Annotated in this window: 20 protein-coding genes; 12 read left to right on the top strand and 8 right to left on the bottom strand. The window is 70.5% G+C overall.

The genetic code is table 11. The features are described 5' to 3' along the window. Nucleotides 1-128 precede the first annotated feature (128 nt). From OG413_RS04505 to OG413_RS04515, 3 genes are all read left to right on the top strand, one after another. Complete coding sequence (locus OG413_RS04505; RefSeq protein WP_266803118.1) at nt 129-815, top strand: DUF402 domain-containing protein; 687 nt, start codon at nt 129-131, stop codon at nt 813-815. A 370-nt stretch (nt 816-1185) separates the two neighbouring features. Then, nucleotides 1186-3114, top strand: a complete 1929-nt coding sequence (locus tag OG413_RS04510; protein ID WP_266803119.1) for an ATP-binding SpoIIE family protein phosphatase — start codon at nt 1186-1188, stop codon at nt 3112-3114. 148 nt (nt 3115-3262) lie between these two features. Beyond that, nucleotides 3263-4726, top strand: coding sequence for a catalase (locus OG413_RS04515; protein WP_266803120.1), 1464 nt, complete (start codon nt 3263-3265; stop codon nt 4724-4726). Between the two features lie 110 nt (nt 4727-4836). Here the strand turns inward: OG413_RS04515 and OG413_RS04520 are convergent, their stop codons facing one another. Then, nucleotides 4837-7074 (bottom strand): transglycosylase domain-containing protein, encoded by a 2238-nt coding sequence (locus OG413_RS04520; protein WP_266803121.1) that lies wholly within the window; start codon nt 7072-7074, stop codon nt 4837-4839. A 223-nt stretch (nt 7075-7297) separates the two neighbouring features. Between OG413_RS04520 and OG413_RS04525 the strand changes: the two genes are divergently transcribed. From OG413_RS04525 to OG413_RS04545, 5 genes are all read left to right on the top strand, one after another. After that, nucleotides 7298-8278, top strand: coding sequence for an SPFH domain-containing protein (locus OG413_RS04525; protein WP_266803122.1), 981 nt, complete (start codon nt 7298-7300; stop codon nt 8276-8278). Further along, complete coding sequence (locus OG413_RS04530) at nt 8275-8601, top strand: hypothetical protein (RefSeq protein WP_266803123.1); 327 nt, start codon at nt 8275-8277, stop codon at nt 8599-8601. Before OG413_RS04525 ends, OG413_RS04530 begins: the two co-directional genes overlap by 4 nt. Nucleotides 8602-8713: 112 nt before the next feature. Continuing rightward, nucleotides 8714-9238: a PadR family transcriptional regulator gene (locus tag OG413_RS04535; RefSeq protein WP_266803124.1), complete on the top strand. Its 525-nt coding sequence runs from the start codon at nt 8714-8716 to the stop codon at nt 9236-9238. Then, nucleotides 9235-9921: an ABC transporter ATP-binding protein gene (locus tag OG413_RS04540; RefSeq protein WP_266803125.1), complete on the top strand. Its 687-nt coding sequence runs from the start codon at nt 9235-9237 to the stop codon at nt 9919-9921. The genes OG413_RS04535 and OG413_RS04540 overlap by 4 nt, the downstream gene beginning before the upstream one ends. After that, a complete protein-coding gene (locus tag OG413_RS04545) occupies nt 9918-12326 on the top strand; it encodes an ABC transporter permease (RefSeq protein WP_266803126.1) in 2409 nt (802 codons plus the stop codon). Before OG413_RS04540 ends, OG413_RS04545 begins: the two co-directional genes overlap by 4 nt. A 92-nt stretch (nt 12327-12418) precedes the next feature. On the opposite strand, the gene OG413_RS04550 is transcribed toward OG413_RS04545, so the two are convergent. After that, nucleotides 12419-13384, bottom strand: a complete 966-nt coding sequence (locus OG413_RS04550) for a hydrogen peroxide-inducible genes activator (protein WP_266803127.1) — start codon at nt 13382-13384, stop codon at nt 12419-12421. A 132-nt stretch (nt 13385-13516) separates the two neighbouring features. On the opposite strand from OG413_RS04550, the gene OG413_RS04555 reads away from it, so the two are divergent. Both OG413_RS04555 and OG413_RS04560 read left to right on the top strand, forming a co-directional pair. After that, entirely contained in the window at nt 13517-14071 is a 555-nt protein-coding gene (locus OG413_RS04555; RefSeq protein ID WP_073718109.1) for a peroxiredoxin, read from the top strand. A 12-nt stretch (nt 14072-14083) separates the two neighbouring features. After that, nucleotides 14084-14617 (top strand): alkyl hydroperoxide reductase, encoded by a 534-nt coding sequence (locus OG413_RS04560; RefSeq protein WP_266803128.1) that lies wholly within the window; start codon nt 14084-14086, stop codon nt 14615-14617. A 65-nt stretch (nt 14618-14682) separates the two neighbouring features. Here OG413_RS04560 and OG413_RS04565 read toward each other — a convergent pair whose 3' ends face one another. The 4 genes from OG413_RS04565 to OG413_RS04580 form a co-directional block, all read right to left on the bottom strand. Further along, nucleotides 14683-16098, bottom strand: a complete 1416-nt coding sequence (locus OG413_RS04565) for an AI-2E family transporter (protein ID WP_266803129.1) — start codon at nt 16096-16098, stop codon at nt 14683-14685. A gap of 139 nt (nt 16099-16237) precedes the next feature. Further along, nucleotides 16238-16942, bottom strand: a complete 705-nt coding sequence (locus OG413_RS04570; RefSeq protein WP_266803130.1) for a lytic transglycosylase domain-containing protein — start codon at nt 16940-16942, stop codon at nt 16238-16240. 389 nt (nt 16943-17331) lie between these two features. Then, the gene (locus OG413_RS04575; RefSeq protein WP_266803131.1) at nt 17332-18654 is read right to left on the bottom strand and encodes a PhoH family protein; all 1323 of its coding nucleotides are present in this window, start codon (nt 18652-18654) and stop codon (nt 17332-17334) included. 432 nt (nt 18655-19086) lie between these two features. Beyond that, the gene (locus OG413_RS04580; protein WP_073718114.1) at nt 19087-19848 is read right to left on the bottom strand and encodes an isoprenyl transferase; all 762 of its coding nucleotides are present in this window, start codon (nt 19846-19848) and stop codon (nt 19087-19089) included. 222 nt (nt 19849-20070) lie between these two features. On the opposite strand from OG413_RS04580, the gene mgrA reads away from it, so the two are divergent. Both mgrA and OG413_RS04590 read left to right on the top strand, forming a co-directional pair. Beyond that, a complete protein-coding gene (gene mgrA / locus OG413_RS04585; RefSeq protein WP_266803132.1) occupies nt 20071-21108 on the top strand; it encodes an L-glyceraldehyde 3-phosphate reductase in 1038 nt (345 codons plus the stop codon). Nucleotides 21109-21409: 301 nt separating this feature from the next. After that, the gene (locus OG413_RS04590; protein WP_266803133.1) at nt 21410-22585 is read left to right on the top strand and encodes a winged helix DNA-binding domain-containing protein; all 1176 of its coding nucleotides are present in this window, start codon (nt 21410-21412) and stop codon (nt 22583-22585) included. Nucleotides 22586-22638: 53 nt separating this feature from the next. On the opposite strand, the gene OG413_RS04595 is transcribed toward OG413_RS04590, so the two are convergent. Next, nucleotides 22639-23082 carry a hypothetical protein gene (locus OG413_RS04595; protein WP_266803134.1) on the bottom strand — a complete coding sequence of 148 codons (444 nt, stop codon included), beginning with the start codon at nt 23080-23082 and terminating at the stop codon, nt 22639-22641. A 185-nt stretch (nt 23083-23267) separates the two neighbouring features. After that, nucleotides 23268-24071 (bottom strand): class I SAM-dependent methyltransferase, encoded by an 804-nt coding sequence (locus OG413_RS04600; RefSeq protein ID WP_266803135.1) that lies wholly within the window; start codon nt 24069-24071, stop codon nt 23268-23270. Nucleotides 24072-24198: the final 127 nt, after the last annotated feature.

Raw genomic sequence — 24198 nt, forward strand, 5'->3', positions numbered from 1 at the left:
GCCTCTCCTTCGCCGCGCACGCCCCCTCCGCGACGCGTCGCGCGCGGCGTGTCCGATACGTGTCACGTATGACTGCTGCGTGACGCGTATCGCAGCAGTCCCGGCCCCGGCGTCCGTAAGATCTCTCCATGACAGACACGGGAGAGAGCGCACGCTGGGTGCCGGGGGACCAGATCCTCTGGCGCTACCGCGACAACGGCCGGGCCCACGGGGCCTCCACCGCCCGCCCCGTGCACATCTGCCGCCCGGTCACCGTCGTCGAGGACTCCGCCGAACTGCTCGCCGTGTGGATGGCTCCCGGGACCGAATGCGTACGGCCGGTTCTCACCGACGGCACCCTGGTGCACGCCGAGCCCCTCGCCACCCGCTACACCGCCCCGCGCACCACGGCCCGCTCGACCTGGTTCGGCTCGGGGGTGCTGAAGCTCGCCAGGCCCGGCGAACCGTGGTCGGTCTGGCTGTTCTGGGACCGGGGCTGGCTCTTCCGCAACTGGTACGTGAACCTTGAGGAGCCGCGTACCCGCTGGTCCGGCGGGGTCGACTCCGAGGATCACTTTCTCGACATCTCCGTGAACCCCGACCGGAGCTGGAAGTGGCTCGACGAGGACGAGTTCGCCCAGGCGCAGCGGGTCGGCCTGATGGACAGGAGAACCGCCGGGCGGGTCCGCGAGGCGGGCCGTGCGGCCGTGGAGGTGATCCGGGAGTGGGGCGCACCGTTCCGCGACGGCTGGGAGCACTGGCGGCCCGATCCGCGGTGGCAGGTGCCGCCGCTGCCGGATGACTGGGACCGCACCCCCGCCCATATGCCGTCGTGAGACCCTTGGAGCAGCCTGGGGAGCCCGACCGTAGGATCGTCCCCCTCAGGGGCTCGCCACCACAACCGGCGGGCATGGCACAGGACCTGACCACAAGTCATCGCGCCGGCCGATCGAACCGCACGGGGCACGGACCCGGACGGTACGCACGGCCGCATGAACCACTACGAGGGGGTGGAGCCGTGCTCACTGTCCGCTGCCCCGTCCCCGGAAACGATGTCAACCGGCCACCGTGCAGACACTCGGTTTCGGCCCGGCGAATGCGGGCATCCGGTGACAGCCGTTGTTCTTACCGCTCTTGCCGGGGCACAGTAGCGCCCCACGAGGTGACTGCCTCATACAACCGGCCCGGACGGACGGAATCCCACGCGTGACGGAGCACCCCACCTCCCACGAAGGCCGGCAGCCCCTCGCGGCCCGGTCGCAGGAACGTACCCGGCCGCGGCAGCAGGACGCCGCGGCGGCGGCCGCGCCTGCCACCGCCGCGATCCCCGGCCCCGCCGCGCCCGGCCCGGGTCCACGGACCGCGGCGAACGCGAACCCCAACCCCGTCGCCGCGCCCGACCACCAGGCGGCCGCCCGGCGCGAGGGCGACCGACTGCGCTTCGTCGGCGCGGCCACCCGGCGCATCGCCCGCGGCATAGACCTGGACGAGATCGTGCTGGGTCTGTGCCGGGCCAGTGTGCCGACGTTCTCCGACGCGATCCTGGTCTACCTCCGCGACCCGCTCCCGGTCGGGGACGAGCGGCCCGTCACCCCGTTCGTCCTGCGGCTGCGCCGTAGCGACCGGCTGCGGCTGGCCGAGGAGGAGACCGAGAGCGGCTCCGACACCGAGCGCCTGCGGCTGCCGGTCACCGACCCGCACGCCGGCCTGATGCCCGCGGCCGAGCTGTGCGAGGTCCGCCCCGGCGGGGCGCTGGCCGAGGTGCTGCGGGGCGTACGGCCCGTCTTCGGGGACTCCGCCGCCGCCCGCGCCGCCCTGCCCGAACTGCTCGGGGCCGGTCACAACGTGCCCACCGGGCACCGTGCGATCCTCGCCCCGCTGCGCGGCCGGCGACGGGTGATCGGTGCCGCCGTCTTCCTGCGCGGGACCGAACGGCCGCCGTTCGAGGCCAACGACCTGCTGGTCGCTGCCCAGCTCGCGACCCACACCGCGCTCGGCATCGACAAGGCCGTGCTGTACGGGCGCGAGGCCTACATCGCCGACGAGCTCCAGCGCACCATGCTGCCCGACTCGCTGCCGCAGCCCACCGGCGTCCGCCTCGCCTCCCGCTACCTCCCGGCCGCCGAGACGGCCCGGGTCGGCGGCGACTGGTACGACGCGATCCCGCTGCCCGGAAGCCGGGTCGCCCTGGTCGTCGGCGATGTGATGGGCCACTCCATGACCTCCGCGGCGATCATGGGCCAGCTCCGTACCACCGCGCAGACCCTGGCCGGTCTCGACCTGCCGCCGCAGGAGGTGCTGCACCATCTGGACGAACAGGCGCAGCGGCTCGGCAGCGACCGCATGGCGACCTGCCTGTACGCGGTGTACGACCCCGTCGCGCACCGGATCACCATCGCCAACGCCGGGCACCCGCCGCCCGTCCTGCTGCACCTGGGCGGGCGCGCCGAGGTGCTGCGGGTCCCGCCGGGGGCGCCGATCGGGGTCGGCGGCGTCGACTTCGAGGCCGTCGAGCTGGACGCGCCCGCCGGCGCCACGCTGCTGCTGTACACCGACGGTCTGGTGGAGTCCCGGCTGCGGGACGTCTGGACGGGCATCGAGCAGCTGCGGGAGCGGCTCGCCGCCACCGCCCAGCTGACCGGCCCGGACCACTCGCCGCCGCTGGAGGCGCTCTGCGACGACGTGCTCGACATGCTCGGCCCCGGGGACCGGGACGACGACATCGCGCTGCTCGCCGCCCGCTTCGACGGGATCGCGCCGAGCGACGTGGCGTACTGGTTCCTGGAGCCTGAGGACGCCGCTCCGGGGCGCGCCCGCAGGCTGGCCCGCCGGGCGCTCAGCCGGTGGGGTCTGGACGACCTCTCGGACGAGGTGGAGCTCCTCGTCAGCGAGGTCGTCACCAACGCCGTGCGGTACGCGGAGCGGCCGGTGACGCTGCGGCTGCTGCGGACCGACATCCTGCGCTGCGAGGTCGGCGACGACTCGCCGCAGCTGCCGAGGCAGCGCCGCGCCCGCGAGACGGACGAGGGCGGCCGCGGGCTGTTCCTGGTGAACCGGCTGGCCAGGCGGTGGGGGGCGACCCGGCTCTCGACGGGCAAGGTGGTCTGGTTCGAGATGGCGACGCGGGGGCAGTAGGCGGCCTGTGGGCCCGGTGTGCGACGGCCGGTACGGTGGCCGGTTCACCGCACCGGACCGAAATGTTGCCGACCCCGAAACGCCGGAGTTGACTGCATTCGTGAACGAAGCGGCCTGACCAATACCCCCCACCGACGGGAGGACGCTCGTGACCGAGGAAACCCCGCAGCTTCCGTACACCACGAACAACGCCGGGATCCCGGTGGAGAGCGACGAACATTCGCTCACCGTCGGATCCGACGGCCCGATCCTGCTCCAGGACCACTACCTCATCGAGAAGATGGCCCAGTTCAACCGTGAACGGGTCCCCGAACGGGTGGTGCATGCCAAGGGCTCCGGCGCGTACGGCACGTTCAAGGTGACGAACGACGTCAGCCAGTTCACCAAGGCCGACCTGTTCCAGCCGGGCAAGCGGACCGACATGCTGGCCCGCTTCTCCACGGTGGCCGGCGAGCAGGGCTCCCCCGACACCTGGCGCGACCCCCGCGGCTTCGCACTGAAGTTCTATACCGAGCACGGCAACTACGACATGGTCGGCAACAACACGCCGGTCTTCTTCGTACGGGACCCGATGAAGTTCCAGGACTTCATCCGCTCGCAGAAGCGCCGCCCCGACAGCGGGGTGCGCGACCACGACATGCAGTGGGACTTCTGGTCGCTGTCGCCGGAGAGCGCGCACCAGGTCACCTGGCTGATGGGCGACCGGGGCATCCCGAAGACGTACCGCAACATGAACGGCTACAGCTCGCACACCTATATGTGGGTGAACGCGGGCGGCGAGCGGTTCTGGGTGAAGTACCACTTCAAGACCGACCAGGGCATCGAGTTCTTCACGCAGGACGAGGCCGACGAGATGGCGGGCGTCGACGGCGACGTCCACCGCCGCGACCTGTTCGAGTCGATCGAGCGCGGTGACCATCCCAGCTGGACGCTGAAGGTCCAGATCATGCCGTTCGACGCGGCACCGGACTACCGCTTCAACCCCTTCGATCTCACCAAGGTGTGGCCGCAGGGCGACTATCCGCTGATCGAGGTCGGCCGGATGACGCTGAACGAGAATCCCGAGGACTTCTTCGTCCATATCGAGCAGGCGTCCTTCGAGCCGTCGAACCTGGTGCCCGGCATCGGTCCGTCGCCCGACAAGATGCTGCTCGGCCGGCTCTTCTCGTACCCGGACACCCACCGGTACCGGATCGGCCCGAACTACGCCCAGCTGCCGCCCAACCGGCCGCGCTTCGGGCGGAACTCGTACGCGAAGGACGGTGCGATGCGGTACGAGCCGTCCCGGACGGGTGCGGTGTACGCGCCGAACTCGTACGGCGGTCCGGCGGCGGACACCGAGCGCTACGGCGACCCGGCGGGCTGGGCCACGGCGGGCGAGATGGTCCACGAGGCGTACAAGCTGCACAGCGAGGACGACGACTGGGGCCAGGCGGGCACGCTGGTGCGCCAGGTCATGGACGACGCGGCGCGCGAGCGGCTGGTCTCCAACATCTCCGGCCATCTGCTGGACGGCGTGAGCCGCCCGGTCCTGGACCGTTCGCTCCAGTACTGGCGCAACGTGGACAAGGACCTGGGCGACCGGGTCGCGAAGAAGGTCAACGGGGGCTGAGGCCCGCGGCCGAGGACATGACGAGGGGGCGGTGCCGGTCGGCACCGCCCCCTCGTCACGCGCTCGGCCGCATCACGTTCCCGGCCGGTCATGCCCTGACCGGCGTACCCTCACCGGCCGAACAGACTGTCGCTGTTGTTGCCCGGCCGCTCGCCCGGCTGGCCGTCTCCGCCGCCCGGGTCCGGCGGCAGGTCGGGCGACTCGCTGGGAGTGGCCGGCGTGCTCTCGGACGGCGTGACGGGCGGTGAGCTCTCGCCCGTGGGCCGGCCGCTGGGCGTCTCGGACGGCGTCCGCGACGGGGTGGACGGGGTCTCGCTGGGCGTCACGGACTCGGACGGCGTCGAGGCGGGGCTCTCGCTCGGCGTGACCTCACCGCGCTCGACGTCCTCCAGATCGAACTGTGCGTTCGACCCGCCGCCCAGCGCGCCGAGCGTGTAGTCCGCCCAGATCTCCGCCGGGAAGCCGCCGCCGTTGGCCCGGCCGGAGTTGGCCGTACCCGTCAGGCTAACCTGCCCGCCGCCGTCCTTGGCCGACTCGCCGAAGAGCGCCACGACCGTGGTGAGCTCCGGGGTGTAGCCGGCGAACCAGGCCGACTTGTTGTTCTCCGAGGTACCCGTCTTGCCCGCCGCGTCGTACGCGGAGGTGTTGGCCGCCCGGCCGGAACCGGCGTCGACGACCCCGGTCAGCCCGGAGGTCACGGTGTCGGCCGACTTGCGGCTGATCACCTGCTTGCCGATGCCGTCGACCGTCTTCGCCGTGAGGCTGCGGTGCTCGGCGGACTTCACGATGTACGGGGTGACCTGCTTGCCGTGGTTGTCCAGGGTGGCGTACGCGCCCGCCATGTCCCACGTCGAGGCGTTCATCGTGCCCAGCGTGATCGCGGGGCGCTCGGGGAAGTTCTTGTCCGGTACGCCGAGGCCGAGCGCGGTCCGCTTCACCGCGGCGGGGGTGACGTCGACGACCATCTGTGCGAAGACCGAGTTGACCGAGCTGTTCAGCGCCTTCTGGACGCTGATGGGGCCGTAGGACCGGTCGTCCTCGTTCTGCGGCTTGAACGGGGTGTCGCTGCCGACGACGGGGCGCTTGCTGGTGCCGTCGTAGACCGTGTTCAGCCCGATCAGATCGCCCGTCTGGGTCTTCGCCTCGTTCTCCAGGGCGGAGGCGAGCACCAGCGGCTTGAAGGTGGACGCGGGCTGGTAGTCCTGGCGGGTGGCGTTGGATATCCAGTGCTGCGTGGCTCCGACGCCGCCGTACAGCGCGACCACGGCGCCGTTCTTCGGGTTCACGGAGGTGGCGCCGGCCTGGACGGTGGCGTCGACCTTGTTCCCCTCGCGGTCGAGCTTGGACTCCAGCTGGTCCTCGACCGACTTCTCCAGCTGCTTCTGGCGCTTCTTGTCGATGTTCAGCGTGAAGGTCCAGCCACCGGCCTCACGGGCCTCGTCGGTGAGTCCCTGCTTCCTCAGCTCCTGGTTCGCCGCCTCCACCAGATAGCCGGTCTGGCCCTCCATGCCAGGGGCGGGCTTGGGCTTCCGCGGAACGGGGAACTCCTGCTTGGCGCGCTCGGCGGGGTCGAGCCAGCCCATCTCGACCATGTTGTCGAGGGTGTACGCCCAGCGTTCGGAGACCAGGCGCTTGCCGGTCTTGCTGGCGACGTTCCAGTCGTACTGGCTGGGGGCCTGGAGCAGCGAGGCGAGATAGGCGCCCTGGGAGACGTTGAGGTCCTTGGCATCGACGCCGTAGTACGCCTGTGCGGCGGCCTGGATGCCGCTGGCTCCCCGGCCGTAGTACGCGGTGTTGATGTACCCGGCGAGGATGAAGTCCTTGCCCTTCTTCTGGTCGACCTTGAGGGAGATCACGAGCTCCTTGAGCTTGCGGCTCACGGTCGCGTCCTGCGTCAGGTAGTAGTTCTTCACGTACTGCTGGGTGATGGTCGAGCCACCCTGCTTGCCCTTGCCACTGAGGGTGTTGAGCAGACCGCGGGCGGTGCCCTTCAGGTCGACGCCCTGATCGTCGTAGAAGGACTTGTTCTCGGCCGCGACGAAGGTGTGCTGCACCTCCTTGGGCACGACGGCGAGGTCCACGATCTGGCGGTTGACGCCCTTGCCGTCCCGGGCGAGGAGCGAGCCGTCGCTGTACTTGTAGACGTTGCTCTGCCGCTCGGCCATGGCGTTGGCCTCGGGCACGTCCACGTACACATAGAGCGCCACGAAGGCCCCCATGACCAGCAGGCACAGTCCGAAGAAGGTGCCGAGCAGCTTCTTCCAGGTGAAGAGTCTGCGTATGCCGCCGCTCTTCGCAGCCCGGCGCGATCCTCGCGCCCGGGCTCGTCGCGCATCCGCTCGACCCATTGCCGTTTTGCTCCTGTTTCTCTGCTCGACCAGCTCCGCTCAGCCCAGCCAGCTAACACTGTCGGCGTGGACAAAAAGCAAGCGATCCGGCCTTTTCCGGACGTGACAATCAGCACCTGTTTCCTTAGGAACCGACTCACGAGAGGTGCGCAGGGTTGCGAAATCCATTAATGTGAAATCACATTGATAGCGCGGCTGTCGGCCGCACGAGACGGGGGACCTCATGACCGAACAGCACGACCACTCCGGCCCGGCCACCCCGGCCGTCGCCCCTTCCGGCCTCACGCCGGACGCCCCGGACATGCCGAACCCGCAGGTCAGAGAGGTCACGGCGCACTCCATCCCGGGCGGCCTCGGCCTGCTACTGACGGTGCTGGGCGTGTTCCTCGGCGTCGGCGTCGCGATCCTCGGCGGCGTGCTCGGCGCGAACGGCCACAACGGAGTCGGAATCCCGCTCTTCATCCTCGGACTGCTGCTCGTCATCGCCTCCTTCTTCTGCATGAGCGGTGTGAAGATGGTCGCTCCTGGCGAGGCCCGCGTGATCCAGCTCTTCGGCCGGTACGTCGGCACGATCCGCTCCGACGGGCTGCGCTGGATCAACCCGCTGACCTCCAGCCGGAAGATCTCCACCCGGGTCCGCAACCACGAGACCGCCGTCCTCAAGGTCAACGACGCCTACGGCAACCCGATCGAACTCGCGGCGATCGTCGTGTGGAAGGTCGAGGACACCGCGCAGGCACTCTTCGAGGTCGACGACTTCCTGGAGTTCGTCGCCACCCAGACCGAGGCGGCCGTCCGGCACATCGCGATCGAGTACCCCTACGACGCCCACGACGAGGCCGCCCTCTCCCTGCGCGGCAACGCGGAGGAGATCACCGAGAAGCTGGCCGTGGAACTCACCGCCCGGGTGCGGGCCGCGGGCGTGCTGATCATCGAGTCGCGCTTCAGCCATCTCGCGTACGCCCCCGAGATCGCGTCCGCGATGCTCCAGCGCCAGCAGGCGGGCGCGGTCGTCGCCGCCCGTCAGCAGATCGTGGAAGGAGCGGTCGGCATGGTCGAGATGGCACTGGCCCGGATCGCCGAGCAGGACATCGTCGAGCTCGACCCGGAGCGCAAGGCGGCCATGGTCAGCAACCTCATGGTGGTGCTGTGCGGTGATCGTGCGGCGCAGCCGGTCATCAACACGGGCACGCTCTACCAGTGACCGACGAGACGCCTCCCCGGCGCACACCGCCTTCCCGGCCGCGGCAGCGCAAGCAGATGCTGCTGCGGCTGGACCCCGCGGTACATGACGCGCTGGCCCGCTGGGCCTCCGACGAGCTGCGCAGCGCGAACGCGCAGATCGAGTTCCTGCTGCGGCGGGCCCTGGCGGAGGCGGGCCGCCTGCCGGGCTCGGCGGCGCCGATCGCCCGGCGGGGCCGCCCGCCGAAGTCGGGCCCGCAGGACCGGCCGGGCGGCACACAGGACAGACCGGGCGCCGCGCAGGACCGGCCGGGCCCGCCGAAGTCGGGCCCATCCGGCGACTGAGGGCATCCCCGGAACTCCACCGAGGCAGCACCGCCGCCCGCTTCCGGGGCGGCGGACGCCCTCGCCACCCCGGTATACACCGTAGGTATACATGCCATGTAGAGTGCTCGGCATGTCAATCGGTCACACCCTGCTGGGACTCCTGGAGTCCGGCCCGCGCCACGGCTACGACCTCAAGCGCACGTTCGACGAGAAGTTCGGCCACGACCGCCCCCTGCACTACGGGCAGGTCTACTCGACCATGTCCCGGCTGCTGAAGAACGGGCTCGTCGTGGTCGACGGGGTCGAGAGCGACGGCGGTCCCGAGCGCAAGCGGTACGCGATCACCGACGCCGGGATCACGGACGTCTCCGCCTGGCTGGCCCAGCCGGAGAAACCGGAACCTTATCTTCAGTCGACCTTGTACACCAAGGTCGTCCTGGCGCTCCTGACCGGCCGTAGCGCCGCCGATCTGCTGGACACCCAACGTATGGAGCACCTGCGTCTGATGCGCATCCTCACCGACCGCAAGCGCCAGGGCGACCTCGCCGACCAGCTGATCTGTGACCACGCACTGTTCCACCTGGAGGCCGACCTGCGCTGGCTGGAACTGACCACCGCACGGCTCGACCGGCTCGCCGAGGTGGTGGCCAAGTGACCCCCGACGGCTCCCTGCTCGCAGCGCACGACCTGCGCAAGACCTACGGTTCGACGCCCGCCCTGGACGGCGCCTCGTTCTCCATCCACCCCGGCGAGGTCGTCGCCGTGATGGGTCCCTCCGGCTCCGGCAAGTCCACCCTGCTGCACTGCCTCGCCGGCATCATCACTCCCGACTCGGGCACCATCACCTACGCGGGCCGCGAGCTGTCGGCGATGTCCGACGCCGAGCGCAGCGCCCTGCGCCGCAGCGATTTCGGCTTCGTGTTCCAGTTCGGCCAGCTCGTCCCGGAGCTGACCTGCGTGGAGAACGTCGCCCTGCCGCTCCGGCTCGACGGCGTCAAGCGCAAGGCCGCCGAGCGCACCGCCCTCGAATGGATGGAGCGCCTGGAGGTCGACGACCTCGGCGACAAGCGTCCCGGCGAGGTCTCCGGCGGTCAGGGCCAGCGCGTCGCCGTGGCCCGTGCGCTGGCCGCCTCCCCGAAGGTGATCTTCGCGGACGAGCCGACCGGCGCGCTGGACTCCCTGAACGGCGAGCGGGTCATGGAGCTGCTCACCGAGGCCGCCCGGTCCGCCAACGTCGCCGTGGTCCTGGTGACGCACGAGGCCCGGGTCGCCGCCTACTCCGACCGTGACGTCACCGTGCGCGACGGCCGGGCCCGCGACCTGGAGCACTCCGCATGACCTTGCTCGACGAGAAGAAGGCCCAGCCCGGCGGACGGCCACAGCCCCCCGCGCGCCCCGCGCCGCCCTCCCGGGGCGCGGCGATACTCCGCGATCTCGGCCTCGGCATCCGGTTCGCCGCCGCCGGGGGCCGCGAGGGCTGGGCCCGTACGCTGCTGACCGCCGTCGGCGTCGGCCTCGGCGTCGCGCTGCTGCTGCTCGCCTCCTCCGTACCGCATCTGCTCGACGAACGCTCCGCGCGGGATCAGGCCCGCAGCGAGGCGCAGATCTCCGATTCGCCCGACGTGCGGGCCCCGAAGTCGGACAGCTCGGTGCTGCGGGTCAACACGACCACCGACTTCCACGACCGGACCGTCGAGGGATATCTGATGCGCGCGGACGGCTCGACGCCCGTCCGCCCGCCGGGGGTCGACCGTTTCCCGGGACCGGACGAGATGATCGTCTCCCCCGCCCTGAAGGAACTGCTCGCCGCCCCGGGCAGCGAACTGCTGCGGGAGCGGCTGCCGTACGGGATCACCGGCACGATCGGCGATGCCGGGCTGCGCTCTCCCGGTGAACTCCTCTACTACGCGGGCAGCGACACCCTGACGGCGGCCAACGGCGGCCACCGGATCAGCGCGTACGGCAACAAACGCGAGGGCGACCCCCTGCCGCCGCTGCTGATCGTGCTCGTCATCATGGTCTGCGTCGTGCTGCTGGCGCCGGTCGCGATCTTCATCGCCACGGCCGTGCGCTTCGGCGGCGACCGCCGTGACCGACGGCTGGCCGCGCTGCGTCTGGTCGGCGCGGACATCCGGACGACCCGGCGCATCGCCGCCGGGGAGGCGCTGTTCGGCGCGCTGCTCGGACTGCTGATCGGCCTGGGGTTCTTCCTGGTGGGGCGGCAGTTGGTCGGTGCGGTGGAGATCTGGGACGTCAGCGCGTTCCCGGCCGATCTGGTGCCCGATCCCCTGCTGGCCGTGCTGATCATGGTGGCGGTGCCGCTGACCGCCGTGCTCGTCACCCTGGCGGCGATGCGGTCCGTGGTGATCGAGCCGCTCGGCGTCGTACGCCGGGGGCGTGAGCGGGGCCGACGGCTCTGGTGGCGCCTGCTGCTGCCGCTGGCCGGTCTGGCGGTGCTCGGATTCACGGGCCGGATCGACGAGTACGCGCCGGTGAACCCGTTCCCGATCGCGGGCGGCGCCGTGCTGGTGCTGGTCGGGCTCGCCCTGCTGCTGCCCTGGCTGGTCGAGGCGTGCGTGAACCGGCTGCGCGGCGGCCCGGTGCCCTGGCAGCTCGCCACCCGCAGGCTCCAGTTGAGCAGCGGAGCCGCGTCCCGCGCGGTCAGCGGGGTCACGGTGGCGGTGGCGGGAGCGATCGCCCTGCAGATGATGTTCGCCGCGATGAACGCCGACTTCAACCGGATGACCGGCCAGGACCCCTTGCGGGCCCAGTTCGCCACCTACTCGGGGAACGTCACGGGTGCGGCGGCCACCTCGACCATCGAGCAGTTCCGCGCCACCAAGGGCGTGGAGGTGGTCATCGGCTTGGTGGAGGCGTACGCGTCCAAGCCCGGTGTCTACACCGAGGACGAGATCCAGCCCACCACCTCGCTGACCATCGGCACCTGCGACACCCTGCGCGAACTGGCCCGGATCGGCGCCTGCGAGGACGGCGACACGTTCGTCGCCCACCCGGCGGGCGACAAGGACATGACCCACTGGGTCGACGAGACCGCCCGCAAGGGCAAGGTGGTCGAGATCGGCTCCGGGGGCGGCAAGCCGATCCGCTGGACGCTGCCCGCCGACGCCAGGACCGTGACGGGGCGCAACGACCCGATGGGTACCCCCCACTGGGGGATCATGGCCACCACCGGCGCGATCGACGCGGGCAAGCTGCCCGGCGCGACGATCACCGCCCAGATCCGGGTCGACAAGAGCGTGCCGGACGTCGCCGAGTACGTACGCAACACGGCGGCCAGGATCGATCCCGGCATGCGCTTCGTCACGCTCGACTCGGTGGAGCGCGACCGGCAGTACGCCAGCGTCCAGACCGGCCTCCAGGTGGGGGCGAGCGTGGTGCTGCTGCTGATCGCCGCCTCCATGCTGGTCTCCCAGCTGGAGCAGCTGCGGGAGCGCAGGCGGCTGCTGTCGGTCCTGGTGGCCTTCGGCACCCGGCGTACGACGCTCGGCTGGTCGGTGCTGTGGCAGACCGCGGTGCCGGTGCTGCTCGGTCTCGCGGTCGCGGTCCTGGGCGGTCTGGCGCTCGGGGCGACGCTGACCTGGATGATCGGGAAGTCGGTCTCCGACTGGTTCCTGTTCCTGCCGATGGTGGGCGCGGGCGCGGGGCTGATCCTGGTGGTGACGCTGTTGTCGCTGCCCTCGCTGTGGCGCCTGATGCGCCCGGACGGGCTGCGTACGGAGTAGCCCGCCCGGTCAACCGGACGGGAACGAGGGGCGGACCGCGTACGGGGCGGGCCGCCCCTCGGCCGTGTACGGCCACCTGATGGGCCCGCCCCTCAGCCGCGTCCGGGGGCCGACACCCGTACCGGCAGCGCCGCCATCGCCTCCCGCAGCGCGGCGGCGAGCTCCTCGAACTCCTCGTGCCGCGCCGTCCCGCTCCGCATCGCCAGCGCCACCCGCCGCGAGGGCGCCGGGTCCGCGAAGTACCCGGTCGCCAGCGCCTCGTTGCGCGCGGTCTCCACGGTCACCGCGGTGCGCGGCAGCAGTGTGACCCCGAGCCCGCCCGCGACCAGCTGCACCAGGGTGGAGAGCCCGGCGGCGGTCGTGGTCACCGGCGCCCTCTCCGTACGCCCCGCCTCACGGCAGATGTCCAGGGCCTGGTCACGCAGGCAGTGCCCCTCGTCGAGAAGGAGCAGCGGCAGCTCGCGCAGGGCCTCGCGGGGAATGTCGGCCCGGCCGCCCAGCCAGTGCTTCTGCTCCATGACGAGCACGAAGTCCTCGTCGAACAAAGGCAGTTCGGTCACACCGGGCACTCCCAGCGGCACGGCGAGCAGCAGCAGGTCCAGCCGTCCGGCGGCCAGCCCCTCCAGCAGCGAGGACGTCTGCTCCTCGTGGACCTGGAGGTCGAGGTCCGGGTAGCGCTCATGGACCAGCCGGAGCACGGTCGGCAGGAGATACGGGGCGACGGTCGGGATCACGCCGAGCCGGAGCACTCCGGTGAAGGGCGCCCGGACCGCCTCCGCCTCCTCCATCAGCTCGCCGACGGCCTCCAGCACCGCCCTGGCCCGCACCGCGAGCCGCTCCCCGGCGGGCGAGAGCAGTACTTTGCGCGTCGTACGCTCGATGAGCTGGACACCCAGTGCCTCCTCCAGTGCCGATACGGCTCCGGAGAGTGCCGGCTGACTCATCCCGATTGCTGCCGCCGCGTCCCTGAAGTGCAGATGTTCCGCCACGGCCGTGAAGGCACGCAGCTGCGAGAGACTGGGCTGTTTGGGCCGGTTGCCCTGCTTACTATGGGCCACTGATAGGCACCTCCGATCATCACGGCCGAGTGTAGCTATTTCCGTGATCAATGCACTCTGTGCCAAGGTGGGACTCGTCCAACCCTCAGGAAGTCCCCCAAAAAGGGAATTCCTACGCTGCAAGGAGAGCGCGTGCTCACTGTCGGTGACAAGTTCCCCGAGTTCGACCTGACTGCTTGTGTTTCGCTGGAGAGCGGCAAGGAGTTCGAGCAGATCGACCACAAGACCTACGAGGGCAAGTGGAAGATCGTCTTCGCGTGGCCGAAGGACTTCACCTTCGTGTGCCCCACCGAGATCGCCGCCTTCGGCAAGCTGAACGAGGAGTTCGCCGACCGCGACGCGCAGATCCTCGGCTTCTCCGGTGACTCCGAGTTCGTGCACCACGCCTGGCGCAAGGACCACCCGGACCTGACCGACCTGCCCTTCCCGATGCTGGCCGACTCGAAGCACGAGCTCATGCGTGACCTCGGCATCGAGGGCGAGGACGGCTTCGCGCAGCGCGCCGTCTTCATCGTCGACCAGAACAACGAGATCCAGTTCACGATGGTGACCGCCGGTTCCGTGGGCCGTAACCCCAAGGAGGTCCTGCGGGTCCTCGACGCCCTGCAGACCGACGAGCTGTGCCCCTGCAACTGGACCAAGGGCGAGAACACCCTCGACCCGGTCGCGCTCCTCTCGGGCGAGTGAGCTGACACCGATATGGCACTCGACGAACTGAAGGCCGCCGTTCCGGACTTCGCCAAGGACCTGAAGCTGAACCTCGGTTCGGTCATCGGCAACAGCGATCTCCCGCGACAGCAGCTCTGGGGCACCGTCCTCGCCTGCGCGATCGCCTCGCGCTCGCCGCAGGTGCTGCGCGAGCTGGCGCCGGAGGCCAAGGCCAACCTCTCCGCCGAGGCCTACACCGCGGCGAAGTCGGCCGCCGCCGTCATGGCGATGAACAACGTCTTCTACCGGACCCGGCACCTGCTGTCGGACCCGGAGTACGGCACGCTCCGTGCGGGCCTGCGGATGAACGTCATCGGCAATCCGGGCGTGGAGAAGGTCGACTTCGAGCTGTGGTCGCTCGCCGTCTCCGCGATCAACGGCTGCGGCCAGTGCCTCGACTCCCACGAGCAGGTGCTGCGCAAGGCCGGCGTGGACCGTGAGACCATTCAGGAAGCCGTCAAGATTGCTTCGGTGATCCAGGCGGTCGGCGTGACCCTCGATGCCGAGGCCGTGCTCGCCGAGTAACACCGCGGTACCCCTGATACGAGAAGGGCCCCGAGGACGACCGACCGTCTTCGGGGCCCTTCTTTTCACTTCTGCGTCTGCGGTGCGCCGTCGCCGTCTTTGCCCTCGTCCTCGTCCTCGGGAACCGTGTCCCGGTCCTCCGGGGGCGATCCCGGCGCCGGGGTCGGGGCCACCGCGAGCGCCGATGCCCCGTGCGGCGGTGGCGAGTGGCGCCGGGACTCCTCCTGCCCGTACGACCGCAGATAGCCGACCACCGTATTGGTCACGGCGACCAGCGGTACGGCGACCACCGCACCGCCGATGCCCGCGATCATGCCGCCCGCGGCGACGGAGAGCACCACGGCCAGCGGATGGACCCGGACCGCGCGGCCGAGGATGAACGGCTGGAGGATGTGGCCCTCGATCTGCTGCACCGCCAGGACCACGGCCAGCACCATCAGCGCGGTGAACACGCCCTCGGTGACCAGCGCGACGACCACGGCGAGCGCACCGGAGACCACGGCGCCGACCAGCGGGATGAAGGCGAACAGGAAGATGAAGACGGCCAGCGGCACCGCCATCGGCACATTGAGGAAGTAGATCCCGAGCCCGATGAAGATCGCGTCGATCAGCGCGACTATCACCGTGCCCCGCACATAGGCGGTCAGCGTGCGCCAGGCCCGCGGCCCGGCCCCCGCGACGCCCGGCCGCGCCTGGGCGGGCACGAGCTTGAGCACCCAGTGCCAGATGCGCTTCCCGTCATACAGGAGGAAGAGCGTCGAGAACATCGCCAGCAGCATCCCGGTGAGGAACTCCACCATCACGGTGACGCCCTGGAGCCCGGCGGAGGTGATCTCCTCCGTGTTGGTGCCGATGGTGTCGCTGAGGTTCTTCGCGATGTCGTTGATCTGCGACTCGGTGACGTGGAAGGGGCTGTCGAGCAGCCACTGCTTCAGCTCGTCGATGCCTGCGCGGACCTTGTCGGACAGCGTGTCGAGGTTGTCCATCACCTGCCACACCACGAACCAGCCGACCAGCCCCATGATGACGAAGCCCAGGACCGCGGTGACGGCGGTGGCGAGCCCGCGCGGCAGTCCGAGCCGCCGCAGCCGGACCACGGTCGGCTGGAGCATCGCGGTGACGAGCAGAGCCGCGACAAAGGCCAGCACGACGAGCTGTACGGCGCTGATGACCCGCATCATCACCCAGAGCGTGCCCGCCAGGACGAGCAGCCGCCAGCCGGCCTCGGCCGCGACCCGCATCCCCCACGGAATCGCCGCGACCGGATCGGGCCTGGCGGCGACGGAGGGGGCGTACGAGGGCGGTGCGGGCACCGAGCCGGTGGCCCCGGCCTCCGGCTCACCGCCGGCCGCCTCGCTCTGCTTGCGCGACACGCGTTCGTCGTCGTCGGACTCGGCCTGCGCCCGCCGCTCGTCCAGGCGTGTGCCCAAGTCGGTCAGTTCGGCACCGACCCGGCCGAGCCACCTCGGCAATTTCGACATTCTGGTCCCTTCCCCCACGATCGTCCCGTCACTCCCACGGGACGTCCGATGGTGACCGTACACGCGTGAAGCCCCTCACCGTAGGACGGTGAGGGGCTTCACGGGGTTGAGAGCGGAACCTACAGCTCCGCCACTCGTCCTAGTACCATTGGTTGGCCTGCCAGAAGGACCAGGCGCCGCACGGGCTGCCGTAACGGCCGTCCATGTAGCTGAGGCCCCACTTGATCTGGGTGGCCGGGTTGGTCTGCCAGTCGGCGCCGGCGGACGACATCTTGGAGCCGGGAAGCGCCTGGACGAGCCCGTACGCCCCGGAGGACGGGTTGCTCGCGCGGTAGTTCCAGGTCGACTCGTGGTTCACGATGTTGCTGAAGCACTGGAACTGGTCCGCGGGGATCATCTGGCGGGCCATCGCCTGGACTTCGGCCACGCTGTACGAGCCCTTCGCGGAGAAGGAGGAGGCGTCGCGGGTGGACGAACGGCTCGCCCGCTCCGCGTCGTCCTTCTTCTTCTGGCGCTCGGCCTCCAGCTTGTCCTCGGCCGCCTGCTTCTTCGACTTGGCGTCCTTGGCGGCCTGGATACGGGCCGTCTCCTCGGCGGACTTCTTCGCGGCGGCGTCCGCGGCGGATGCCTGGGCATCGGCCTGCTGCGTCAGCGAAGCGGTCTGCACCTGGGCCTGCTGGCCCGCGGGGATGTCTGCGAGCAGCGTGGTGTCGGCTGCGGCCGTCTCGAAGTTGTTGTCGTCGACAGCGGGAGTGCTGCCCGAAGCAACGCCTACGACGGCGCCTACGGTGGTGACCGCGGTGGCAGATGCCACGGCGAACCCCCGGACCGAGATCCGGCTCACACGGTGTCCTTCCAGCATCGCCCGCTTAGGTGACCTCGCGGGCGCAATCGTGCCCTTGACACTGGCCTCCCTACTGCTTGGGTCACGGGAGGCACGGGCCCGGTGGGCAACTCCCTTGCGAGGAGTGCCGCGTGGTGCTCGCGGGCGGCATACGGACGGCGATTGTTGAGTTGTGTGGTGTGTGGCACCTCTGGGGGTGCCTGTGTGCCGTATGCGGGGCCTGACGGAAGCAAGACTCTGCCCGACGGGAACGCATGAGGCAATTCTGTGTTGCGTGGGAAAGCTCACACCCCGTTTGGGTGCTCAGTTTCGTGGAAATGACGGCACAACACGAAGCTGCCCGGCTAAGCTCCTTGGCTCGCCGGGCGGCATCAATGGGTCATCCCGTGTCAGATCTGGCCTTCCTCCAGCATTTCGGTCACCAGCGCGGCGATCTGCGAACGCTCGGAGCGCGTCAACGTGACATGGGCGAAGAGCGGATGGCCCTTCAGCTTCTCGACGACGGCGACGACTCCGTCGTACCGGCCGACCCTGAGGTTGTCCCGCTGCGCCACGTCATGCGTGAGCACCACGCGGGAATTCGCCCCGATCCGTGACAACACGGTCAGCAGGACATTCCGTTCGAGCGACTGCGCCTCGTCCACGATCACGAACGCGTCATGGAGCGAACGGCCCCGGATGTGGGTGAGCGGCAGGACCTCCAGCATCCCGCGCCCCAGCACCTCCTCGATCACCTCGCGCCCGGCGACCGCCGAGAGCGTGTCGAAGACGGCCTGCGCCCAGGGGCTCATCTTCTCGGCCTCGCTGCCGGGGAGATAGCCGAGCTCCTGTCCGCCGACCGCGTAGAGCGGACGGAAGACCATCACCTTTTTGTGCTGCTGACGCTCCAGCACCGCCTCCAAGCCCGCGCAGAGCGCCAGGGCCGACTTGCCGGTGCCCGCCCGGCCGCCCAGCGACACGATGCCGACGTCCTGGTCGAGGAGCAGATCCAGGGCGATCCGCTGCTCGGCGCTGCGGCCGTGGATCCCGAAGGCCTCCCGGTCACCCCGCACCAGCCGCACGTTGCCCTCGGCCGTGACCCGGCCGAGCGCCTTGCCGCGCTCCGACTGGAGGACCAGCCCGGTGTGCACGGGCAGCTCGGCCGCCTCCGGGACGTACAGCGTCTCCTCACCGAACAGCAGGTCCACCTGTTCTCCGGAGAGGGACAGTTCGGCCATGCCGGTCCAGCCGGAGTCGGTGATGGCGAGTTCGGCGCGGTACTCCTCGGCGAGGAGGCCGACCGAGGACGCCTTGATCCGCAACGGGAGGTCCTTGGAGACGACGGTGACGTCGTACCCCTCGGCCTGGAGGTTGCGCGCGACCGCGAGAATCCGTGAGTCGTTGTCCCCCAACCGGTAGCCGGCGGGCAGTACGCCGGGATCGGAGTGGTTGAGTTCGACACGGAGCGTCCCGCCCAGATCCCCGAGCGGGATCGGGGCATCCAGTCGGCCGTACCGGACCCGGAAGTCGTCCAGCAGGCGGAGCGCCTGCCGGGCGAAGTACCCGAGCTCGGGATGGTGCCGTTTGGCCTCCAACTCCGTGACCACCACGATCGGCAGCACGACTTCGTGCTCGTCGAAGCGGGCCATGGCGTTGGGGTCGGCCAGCAGGACGCTGGTGTCGAGAACATAGGTGCGCCTGTCGGGCATGCGGCGCTTAGTGCTGGTCACCACGGAAGGACGTACCCCCTCGGACGAGGTCGGGGAGTGCGACGGACGTCGCGGAACTTCCCAAAGGGAGAGGACGGACCGGGTTCTGGACCCTGCGCGAGGGCCGAACGCCGGCCCTCCGCGTCGGCCGCACGATACGTACGGTCCTTCGTGTGCAAAGGGCCTCCCGGGCGAGCGGGCTGGGTGCCGCTCACTTGGATACGACATCCGCCTGGTTACTGACCGGACGTCGACCTGTCAGGGGTATTCCCTCGAACACGCGAAGCCATGCCCCCGCATATGACACGGTGCGGAACAGTCCTGGTGGACGTAGGGTGACGGCCCGGTTCCGCCGCCTCCGCGCAGCACTGCGAAACCCCCGCGGGACCCCTATATAGAGGAGTGGGTACGCGGGGGCGCAGAGGGCGTGCGGGACGGGTAGGCGCCGGGGTGCGCTCAGGCGCCGTAGCGCCTGCCGCGTGCCGCGTAGTCACGCAGCGCGCGGAGGAAGTCGACCTTGCGGAAGGCCGGCCAGAAGACCTCGCAGAAGTAGTACTCCGAATGCGCGCTCTGCCAGAGCATGAAGCCCGACAGCCGCTGTTCCCCGCTGGTACGGATCACCAGGTCCGGGTCCGGCTGCCCCCGGGTGTAGAGGTGCTCGGAGATCAGGTCGGTGGAGACGACCTCCGCCAGCTCCTCGAACGTCGTGCCCTTCTCCGAGTGCTCCAGCAGGAGCGACCTGACCGCGTCCGCGATCTCCTGGCGACCGCCGTAGCCGACTGCGACATTGACGATTATTCCGTCGATATCGGACGTCGCCTCCTGTGCCTCCTTGAGGACCGTCTGCGTACGGGCCGGCAGGAGGTCGAGCGTGCCGACGTGGTGGACCCGCCACCGCCCGTCCGCCGCGAGGTTGCGCACGGTGTTCTCGATGATGCCCAGCAGGGGGATCAGCTCGGCCTCGGGCCGGTCGAAGTTGTCCGTGGAAAGCAGCCAGAGGGTGACGACCTCGACATCGGTCTCACTGCACCAGCCGAGCAGATCGGAGATCTTGTCCGCACCGGCCTGGTGCCCCTGCACGGCCGAACCGCCGGACGCCTTCGCCCATCGCCGGTTGCCGTCGAGGATGACCCCGATGTGCTTCGGTACCTGGGCGTGATCCAGGCGGCCTTCCACCCGGCGCGCGTAGAGCCCGTACACCAGGTCACGCAAGTTCACTGAGTTCACCCTCTCGGTTCCGTACGGGCCGCAGGCCCGTCCGCCCCGTCGTCGCCGGGGGTACGGGGCCCGTCCCCCCGTGGGGGGATCGCCACAAGGTCCGCACGGTCCGCAGGTATTCACCGCGCCGCACATCGGCATTCCCCGAAGCCGCCACATTACTGCGAGCGGGTCACGGGGGCCCAACCCGGTCTGTCACAACACCGTGATAAAGAGACAAACGTGACTGATTCTCTTCCCTACCGCGCCGCCGACTCGCGCTACGACGCCATGGAGTACCGCCGCACCGGCCGCAGCGGTCTCAAACTGCCCGCACTCTCGCTCGGCCTCTGGCACAACTTCGGCGACGACCGCGCGCTGGATTCCCAGCGGGCGATCCTCCGCCGCGCCTTCGACCTCGGCGTGACCCACTTCGATCTGGCCAATAACTACGGCCCGCCGCCCGGCTCCGCCGAGCTCAACTTCGGCAAACTGTTCCGGCAGGACTTCGCCCCGTACCGCGACGAGCTGATCATCTCCACCAAGGCCGGATACGAGATGCACCCCGGCCCGTACGGCGAGTGGGGCTCCCGCAAGTACCTGCTGTCCTCGCTCGACGCCTCGCTCAAGCGGATGCGGCTCGAATACGTCGACATCTTCTATTCGCACCGCTTCGACCCGGACACCCCGCTCCAGGAGACGATGGGCGCGCTGGCGTCCGCCGTGCACCAGGGCAAGGCGTTGTACGTGGGGGTGTCCTCGTACAACGCGGAGCAGACCGCCGAGGCGGCCCGGCTGCTCAAGGAGATGGGCGTCCCGGCCCTGATCCACCAGCCCTCGTACTCGATGATCAACCGCTGGATCGAGGACGACGGGCTGCTCGGCACCCTGGAGACGGCCGGCATGGGCTGCATCTCCTTCGTACCGCTCGCACAGGGCCTGCTCACGAACAAGTACCTGACGGGCATCCCGGCCGGCTCGCGCGCCACGCAGGGCAAGTCCCTCGACCCGGACCTGCTCTCGGACGACGTGCTCCGCCGCCTCAACGGACTCAACGACATCGCCCGGCGCCGTGGGCAGTCGCTCGCCCAACTGGCCATCGGCTGGGTGCTGCGCGACAGCCGGATGACGTCCGCCCTGATCGGCGCGTCGAGCGTGGGGCAGCTGGAGGAAAATGTGGCCGCACTGGCCGGACCGCCGCTGTCCGCCGAGGAGTTGAAGGAGATCGACACCTTCGCCGTGGACACCGCGGGGACCAACATCTGGGCCGGACGGAGCTGACACCGGGCCGTCGCATCACCGGCCCACAAAAAAACGGGCCGGTCCGTGGGGGGGGATACGGACCGGCCCGAGGGGGGGTTTCCACCATAACCCTTCGTAAGTGATGCTGCGTGCCACGCCACTCGACAACTACTCTCCGGATTCGGCGGACTGCGCTCCGGGCAGGGGACCGGTGGTCCCGCGGGCCCTCGACGCCCCTGTTCGGGACGTACGAACGGCTGCGGGCGTCGGCTTGACGCACGGCCGGGCCTTCGCGCGAAGAGGACAGATTCCGGCCTATTGCGGCCCTAGGTTCGGGCGCATGACGACACGAACCTCCACCGTGACGGTGGCCTGGCCCGAGGCGAACGCGCGGCGGCTGTCCCGCCAGCACCTGTACCCCGCCGCCGCCCCCTCGGGGGCCGGGCTCTCGGGCCCCGAGGCCGTGGGAGCGATGCTCGGAGCGCACGCCCAGGTGCTGTCCGCCGCCGAGCTCTCCGTGGGGCTGCGCGCCGACGGGGTGACCCGGACCGGCGTGCGAACGGCGCTGTGGACCGACCGCACCCTGGTCAAGACGTTCGGGCCGCGCGGCACCGTCCATCTGCTCCCCGCCGGTGACCTCCCGCTCTGGACCGGCGCCCTGTCCGCCGTACCCACCGGGACCAGTCCGTTCGCCAAGGACGCCCGGATGACACCGGACCAGGTGGCGGCGGTCGTCGCCGCCGTCGCCGACGCCCTGACCGGCCGGGAGCTGACGATCGACGAGCTCACCGACGAGGTCGTCGCCCGGACCGGGCCGTGGGCCGGGGACCCGGTGATGCCCGCGTTCCGGACGATGTGGCCGCGCTGGCGCCAGGTGCTGCACCTGGCGGGTCACCGGGGCGCCCTGTGCTACGCCCCGAACCGCGGCCGCAAGGCCACGTACACCAACCCGGGCAGCACTCCGCTGCCCGGCCCGCAGGCGGTGGCCGCCCTGGTGGAGCGCTATCTGCACGCGTACGGGCCCGCCACGCCCGCGCACTTCGCGAAGTGGCTCGCCGCGCCGAAGCGCTGGGCCGACGAGCTGTTCGCCGCCCTGGCCTCGGCCGGGGCGATCGAGGAGGTGGCGTTCGAGGACGCCGGAGTGGCCTGGGTGGTGGCGGGCGACACCGCGTTCCCGGACGGTCCGGTACGCGGGGTGCGGCTGCTCCCCTACTTCGACGCGTTCACCATCGCCTCCCAGCCCCGCGAGCGGCTGTTCCCGGGCGCCGCGTACCAGCGGGCCCTGGCGGGGGGCCAGGCGGGGAACTACCCGGTGCTGCTGGTGGACGGCGAGGTCGCCGGGGTCTGGCACCAGCGTCGCGCGGGGCGCCGGATCGCGGTGACGGTGGAGACCCTGGCGCCGCTGAGGCCCGCACAGCTACGGGCGCTGGAGGAGCAGGTGGAGCGGGTGGCCGAGGTACTGGAGGCGACGGCGGAGCTGGCGGTGGGGAAGGTGGTGGTGGGGGCGCACGCGTAGGACGGTGGCGGGGGGAAAGGCGGTGGCGGGAGGAGAAGGGGGGACGCCGTGCCTCAGTGACGGTCGAAGCGGACCGCCATCGTGTCCCCTCCGACGACCACGAAGTCCCCGTCCTCGCACCGGATGACGGCCTCGCGCACCTCGCCCTTCTCGTCCCGGCGCTCCCGCGTGCCGATGACCGTCCACGCTCCCCCGTACGGCACCGGGGGCAGATTCGTCACGGCGGCGTGCTGCCACTGATTCGCCGGTACGCACCATTCGGGCAGCTCCGGCCAGGCGCCGGGGGTGACCCGCAGCGTCCCGTCGGAAGCGCAGGTCAGCAGCACAGACTGGCCGTCCGGGATCACGAACTCGACGGCCTCCGGCTCGCCCGCGCGGCCCTCCGGCCGGTAGAAGACGCCCTGGACCCCGGTGATGCGGGCGCCCCGGAGCCACTCGGGCCTGCCGTACCGCGGACGGCCCGCCGACCCACCGGGCTCTTCCCTCTCCACCGTCATGACCTGCCCACCCCTCCACTGCGCGCTCCGCCACCAGGGTCGCACCGCCCTTGGGTAGGACGGCCGTGGAGCGCATCCCGTTGCCTGCGGTGCGCTCATGAACTGACGCACGGGGTGAGCGTGTTGTCGCCGGCTCGGCTGCCGTAGCTGTCGTCGCGCGCCCGCCAGGGGTTACGGGACAGCCCTCAGCGCGGCTTGCGGGCCTCGATCAGGAAGCGGGTGGTGTGGGCGACGAACGGGCCCTCGGCCTCGATCTGCCGGTGCAGGGCCGCCAGCCGCGGGCGGTACCGCTCGACCGTGAAGCCCGGCACCATCCAGATCACCTTGCGCAGGAAGTAGACGACGGCGCCGATGTCGAAGAACTCGGTGCGCAGCCGTTCCGGCCGCAGACCGACCACGTCGAGACCGGCCGCTTCGGCGGCGGCACGCGCCTGCTCCGGGTCGCGGGCCCCGCGCACCTCGGGCGGCTGCGGGCCGAGGAAGTACTCGACCAGTTCGAAGACGCTCGCCGGTCCGACCTGCTGCGAGAAGTACGTGCCGCCCGGTGTCAGGACCCTGGCGATCTCCTCCCACCAGGTGGTCACCGGGTGCCGGCTGACCACCAGGTCGAAGGCCGCGTCCCCGAACGGCAGCGGCGGCTCGTCCTCGTCCACGACGACGACGGCACCGCGCGGGTGCAGCAGGGCGGTGGCCCTGGCGACGTTCGGGGGCCAGGACTCGGTGGCCACGGTCAGCCGCGGGAGCTTCGGCGCGGCGGCCAGGACCTCGCCGCCGCCGGTCTGGATGTCGAGTGCGGCCTCCGCGCGGGCCAGCCGGTCCGCCATGGCGCGGGCGTATCCCCAGGAGGGGCGCTGCTCGGTGGCCCGGCCGTCGAGCCAGGAGAAGTCCCAGCCGTCCACGGAGACGGCGTCGGCCTCGGCGACGAGGGCGTCGAACCGCGCGTCGGAGGCTGCGGAGGAAGGGGTGGAGGGGGTGGATTGATCGGGCATGTGCGCATCGTGGCAGGTGTGCGCGGGGGTACGCGACCGCATTCCGTGCCGGGCGCGGCAGGTGCGGGCCGGGCGGCTGCGGGCGCGGCGGGTGGTGCGGGCGGCGGCGGACGTGGTCCGGGCAGGC

It is taken from the genome of Streptomyces sp. NBC_01433, assembly GCF_026340105.1.
Classification (GTDB): domain Bacteria; phylum Actinomycetota; class Actinomycetes; order Streptomycetales; family Streptomycetaceae; genus Streptomyces.